The organism is Natronomonas sp., assembly GCF_046710025.1.
GTDB lineage: Archaea > Halobacteriota > Halobacteria > Halobacteriales > Haloarculaceae > Natronomonas.
The window spans coordinates 1-4,568 of record NZ_JBKEGK010000209.1; the positions used below are offsets into that span (position 1 = coordinate 1).

At 66.4% G+C, this 4,568-nt stretch carries 5 protein-coding genes and 1 pseudogene; 5 read left to right on the forward strand and 1 reads right to left on the reverse strand.

The genetic code is table 11. The features are described 5' to 3' along the window. Positions 1 to 105 (reverse strand): annotated as a pseudogene (locus ACI944_RS12085) (ribonuclease Z); the annotation flags it as partial. Between the two features lie 242 nt (positions 106 to 347). Here ACI944_RS12085 and ACI944_RS12090 point away from each other — a divergent pair. The 5 genes from ACI944_RS12090 to ACI944_RS12110 all read left to right on the forward strand — a co-directional run. Further along, on the forward strand, positions 348 to 1,658 hold the full coding sequence (locus ACI944_RS12090; RefSeq protein ID WP_411719298.1) for an ATP-binding protein: 1,311 nt from the start codon (positions 348 to 350) through the stop codon (positions 1,656 to 1,658). After that, on the forward strand, positions 1,658 to 2,482 hold the full coding sequence (locus ACI944_RS12095; protein ID WP_411719299.1) for an MBL fold metallo-hydrolase: 825 nt from the start codon (positions 1,658 to 1,660) through the stop codon (positions 2,480 to 2,482). The genes ACI944_RS12090 and ACI944_RS12095 overlap by 1 nt, the downstream gene beginning before the upstream one ends. A gap of 99 nt (positions 2,483 to 2,581) precedes the next feature. Further along, positions 2,582 to 3,094, forward strand: a complete 513-nt coding sequence (locus ACI944_RS12100; protein WP_411719300.1) for a DUF6789 family protein — start codon at positions 2,582 to 2,584, stop codon at positions 3,092 to 3,094. A 109-nt stretch (positions 3,095 to 3,203) separates the two neighbouring features. Next, entirely contained in the window at positions 3,204 to 4,160 is a 957-nt protein-coding gene (locus tag ACI944_RS12105) for an ABC transporter ATP-binding protein (protein WP_411719301.1), read from the forward strand. After that, a partial coding sequence (locus ACI944_RS12110; RefSeq protein WP_411719302.1) for an ABC transporter permease occupies positions 4,157 to 4,568 on the forward strand: 412 nt, incomplete at its 3' end. The genes ACI944_RS12105 and ACI944_RS12110, both read left to right, overlap by 4 nt.

Sequence of the window (4,568 nt, forward strand, 5' to 3'; positions counted from 1 at the left end):
GAACAGGAAGCGCTCGCCTTCCCGCCGGAGGAACACCGAACTCGTGTTCCGTCGGGTCGTCGGCACCGCGCCGCCTGTCCCGAGAAACGTCACCCGAAGCGACATACGCCTATCGAACGGCGGGATGGATAAACCGACTTCGGTGTCGTGCGCCCACCCCCGTCCGGGCGGCGGCGACACGGCTGCGCCGCGAGCCGGGCTATCAGGAGGTGCGATGCCCGTGCCGCACCCCCGACTGGCAGAGAAGCGAGACGGCCGCCGAAGGCACCCGCATCGGGAACTGTGCGAGACACCGGTATCGCGGCTTTCGACGGGCTTATACCTCCGCCGCGGCAAGCATAGTGGGAATGAGCAGCCCCGAACTCGATGTCGTTGAGTTCCTGTTGACTGCGGCCATCTACACCGAAAACCGCGACCTCGATGAGCGCGATCTGCCGCCCCGGTATCGGCGGGTCTTCTGGGAGGGCGGTGAGGTCGAGCGGCCGCTAACGACGACGACGAACACCGCCGCCGCCGCGACCGGCGTCGATCGCCCCTGGGAAGCCATCTCCGGGCTGATGTTCACCGATCGGGACGACTTCTCGGGGAAGATCGAATTTAGCGACCGCGGGATGGCCGAGTCGTGGTTCCTCGAACGGACTGACGCCGACGCCCTGCGAAGCAACCCAACGCTCGCGTACTCGTTCGGCGACGGGGCCGACGTTGACTACGAAACCGCCCGCGAGCAGAACCGGCCGATCCACGCCGACCGCGTCTGGATCGACTCGCTTCTCGAGGAGATGTTTGACGAGGACGAACAGGAGATGCTCGATCTCGTCGAGATCCGCGCCCCCGAGGAGATCGAAATGACCCTCGACGATCTCGTGTTGACCGGCGATCAGGAAAACGAGATTCACAAGGTAGTCAAGGCGATCGAGCACCGCGATTACCTCGCCGAGATCGGTCTCCGTGAGATCGGCAAGTTGCTGTTCGTTGGGCCGCCGGGAACCGGCAAGACCTCGGTCGCCCGCGCGCTCGCACAGGATCTCGATCTCCCCTTCGTTGAGGTGAAGCTCTCGATGATCACGAGCCAGTACCTCGGCGAGACGGCAAAGAACGTCGACAAGACCTTCGAGATCGCAAAGCGGCTCTCGCCGTGTATCCTCTTTATGGACGAGTTCGACTTCGTCGCCAAGACCCGTTCGTCGGACGAACACGCCGCGATCAAACGCGCCGTCAACACGCTGTTGAAGAGTATCGACGAGATCTCGCTGATCCAAGACGACGTGCTGTTGATCGGCGCGACGAACCACCCCGACCAACTCGATGCGGCGGCCTGGCGGCGCTTCGACGAGATCGTCAACTTCCCGAAGCCCGACTCGGGGATGCGCGCGGACATCCTACAGATCGTCACCCGGCGAATGGACATCGATGACTTCGATCCGGCGGCGCTCGCCGAGGCGACGGAGGGGCTGACGGGCAGCGACCTCCGACTCGTGCTCCGGGAGGCGGTCCTCGACGCGCTGACCGAGGAGCGGACGACGCTGACGCAGTCGGATCTCCTCGACGCAATCGAGGGCTTCGAGGAGCGGGACAATCTCAAAAACATGGACATGATCGAGGGGGACGCGGACGCGTTGGTGGCGGGCGGGTCCGACGGTCACGACCACGATCACTGATGGACGTCACGCTGCTCGGCACCGGCGACACGACGGGGACGCCCACACCGAAGTGCGACTGTGATACCTGCGCCCGCGCCCGTGAGCGCGGCGTCGAACGCACGCGGTTTTCGGTACATATTCACAACGAACGCACCGGCGAGTCGCTGCTCGTCGACGCCAGCCCCGATTTCCGCGATCAGTTTCTGACCCACGACGTGTCGCTGCCCGATGCGGTGCTCATCAGCCACATTCACTTTGACCACCTCGACGGCCTGGGGAACGCCTACCGGCTACTCGACGAGGTGCCGGTGTTCGCCGCCGATGAGACCGACCCGATGACGGATCAAAGCGTCGCCGAAACCGTCTCGGAGAAGTACCACTACCTCGACACCATTACCGTCGAGCCGCGCTCGCCCTACGATTCCTTCGAGGCCTGCGGCTTCGAGGTGACGCTCGTCCCGGTCAAACACCCGCCGCTTTTGTGCTATGGACTCACCGTCGAGGACCCCGAGACCGGCGCAAAGCTGTCGATCTCGGGGGACACGAACTACGGGATCGGGGCGGCCGCCCGCGACGCCCTCCGGGACCCGGACCTGCTCTTTGCCGACGGGATCGTTCCGGCTACCCACGCCGAACACCACCCGGCAGGCGGTGCCCACCCCGACGACGACGGCGTCTATCGGACGTTCGGGAGCAAACACATGACCATCGAGGGCGCTCGGGCGTTGGCGGCGGACCTCGACGCCGACGACTACCGGCTCGTGCATCTCTCACACTACATCCCCGCCGAGATGGCCTTTGACCCGGACATGGCCGTCGACGGGGAGCGTTTCGAACTGTGACCCGGCGCCGACCGCCCCGGTCGTTCTGACACTGACCGGTCGGGCGGTGATGGGCGTCGCAGCGAGAGGTTTATAATGAATATTCATGTATATTAACGCATGTCCTCTACCGAAACGGGCGAAGATAACTTCGAGTCTCCGGAGTACGACGGGGACTCGGTGACGGGTATCGTATTCGACGGCCTGATCGGCGCGGTGAGCGGCGCGGTCGGGACGGCAGCGATGACGGTCGTTCTCCTCGTCGGAGCCACTCTCGGCGGGTTCGACGTCGAGTCGTTTGTTACGGTCGTGGAGTTGATCGGCCTCGACGCAGTCGTCTCCGGATACGCGGTTGCGGTTGGCTACCTGCTGTTCCTCACGGGCGGGACGGTGATGTGGCCGCTGCTCTTTGTGTCCCTCGGCCGGTACCTCCCCGGCGGGACGTGGGCGCGGCGGGGGACCGTCTTCGGGGCCGTCCTCTGGACCGGGTTCGTCCTCGCGTTTTATACCGGCTACGCCGGGGCGGCGCTGGCGGCGTACGTGGCCGTCACCCTCGCCGGGCACCTTATTTATGGGTTCTGCCTCGGTGCGGTGTTCGACTATCTTGGCGGGCGCGAGGAACCGCTCGTCTAGGGGCCGGTCGTTGCGGCGTTTCGAGGCGAACGCCTGCTAGTCCGGGATGCATCCCCCGGTGTGGGACGCGAACAGCAGCCTTTAGGCCCGAGACGCCTCCGTGTTTCGTATGGTCATCGACGCTTCGGACGTCCGCCGTCGCTACGGTGAGACGGTCGCCCTCGACGGCGTCTCGTTCTCCGTGGACGCGGGGGAAATCTTCTCACTCATCGGCCCCAACGGCGCCGGCAAGACGACGCTCATCCGCGCGCTGTTCGGGACGACCGACGCCGAGGGCGAAATTTCGATCTTCGGGCAGCCGCCGACCGACGTCGACCGCGGCCGGGTCGGCCTGCTACCACAGGAGTTCACGCCCGCGGACCGACTCACGGCCCGTGAGTTGATCGCGTATTACGCCGGGCTCTACGACGGCGCGCGGGACCCCGATTCGGTCCTCGAGGACGTCGGGTTGACCGACAGCGCCGGGACGTTCTATGAAAACCTCTCGGGGGGCCAGAAGCGCCGCGCCTGCGTCGGGTCGACGCTCGTCAACGATCCCGAGTTGCTCGTCCTCGACGAGCCGACGACCGGGATCGACCCGACGGGCCGCCGCGAGCTGTGGCGACTCATCGAAGGGCTCGCCGATGGCGGGACGACCGTCCTGTTGACCACCCACTACATGGGTGAGGCCGAGGAGCTGGCCGACCGCGTCGGGCTGTTGGCCGACGGCAAACTCGTCGCGCTCGGCTCGCCCGCCGAACTCGTCGAGCGCCACGGCGGCGACAGCCGCGTCGTGATCGAGGCCGATGACGACCGCGCCGCGGAGAGCGTCCTCCGGAGAGCCGGCTACGCACCGATCGACGCCGGCCGGCACGTCTCGGTGCCCGCCGACGCGACCGAGATCTCACGGATCGTCGATCAACTCGCCGACGCCGGAATCGTCTACGAAGGGTTGGCTTGGCGGCAGCCGAGCCTCGACGACGCCTACGCCGCCCTGACCGGGGCAAACGCCCCCGAAGGAATCGACGAGGGGGAGGCCTCCGAAACGACGACAACGGACGTGGCCACCCCGGAGGGTCGGGCGTGAGCCGGGTCGGCCGGGTCGGGGCGGAGACGCGGGCGGCGTGGTTCGCCTTCGCCAGACGGCGGACGGCCGTGTTCTTCACGTTCTTTTTTCCCGTCATTTTGATCCTCATCTTCGGCGCGTTGATCCGGACGGACCCGGCAGGCGGCGGACTGTTCGCCGAACCGCCGGGCTACTACGTCGCCGGCTACCTCGCCGTCGTCGTCCTCTTTACCCCGCTGTCGCGGGTCGGTAGCGAGGTCGCCCGCCACCGCGAGGGGAACCGCTTCGAGAAACTCGCGACAACGCCGCTGTCGCGCGCGGAGTGGTTGCTGGCGCAGACGCTCGTCAACGTCGCCGTCATCGGCCTCGCGTCGCTCGTCATCCTCGGGATGGTGCTCGCCGTCACCGACGCTACCTTCGCCGCGTCGC